This is a genomic window from Paraburkholderia franconis, from assembly GCF_009362735.1.
GTDB classification, from domain to species: domain Bacteria; phylum Pseudomonadota; class Gammaproteobacteria; order Burkholderiales; family Burkholderiaceae; genus Paraburkholderia; species Paraburkholderia franconis.
The window spans coordinates 1-677 of sequence record NZ_WHNP01000254.1 but is presented as its reverse complement, the minus strand read 5'-3'; the positions used below and the strand labels follow the sequence as shown (position 1 = coordinate 677).

Annotated in this window: 1 protein-coding gene; it reads right to left on the bottom strand. The window is 62.5% G+C overall.

Annotation, left to right across the window (positions count from 1 at the left end; translation table 11 throughout):
- Positions 1 to 677, bottom strand: a 677-nt coding sequence (tnpC, locus tag GCT13_RS48050; protein ID WP_152768468.1) for an IS66 family transposase, incomplete at both ends; no start/stop codon positions are given.

The window sequence follows — 677 nt, the reverse complement described above, 5'->3', positions numbered from 1 at the left end:
CCAGCTTTGTAGGCGCTGTAGTCGTCACATACCAGCTTGCCTCGCCATTTGCCGAGGAACGTGCTGGCATGTTCGCCAGCACGGCTATCCGCGAATTCATAGACCACTGCGCGCACGTCGGCGAACTGCGTGGTGGCATACGCCCATACATAGGCGCGCTGCGTCTTTCCTTTGCCGGGAACCAGCATTTGCACCGGCGTCTCATCGGCGTGCAGCACACCCTGTTGCAGAAGCGCGTCGTGCAGCGCGTCGACCAGCGGCTGCAATCGCACGCCGCAAACACCAACCCACTCGCCAAGCGTTGATTGGGGAATTGCAAGACCCGCGCGTTCGAAGATGCGTTCCTGACGGTACAGCGGTAAGTGATCGCCATACTTGGCGACGAGCACTTGCGCAAGCAGCCCGGCGATGGGAATGCCCTTGTCGATCACATGAGGCGGAACAGGCGCCTGAATCAGCGTTTCGCACGCCTTGCAGGCCCACTTGCCGCGAATGTGCCGCTCGACCGTGAATACGCCCGGCGCATAGTCCAGCTTCTCGCTGACGTCCTCGCCGATACGCACTCGCTGGCAACCGCAGGAGCACGTCTTGTCGTCGGGTTCATGGCGGATGTCGGTGCGCGGCAACTCCGGCGGCAAGGGCGTGCGCTTGGGCTTCTGACGTTGCTTGTCCGGCGC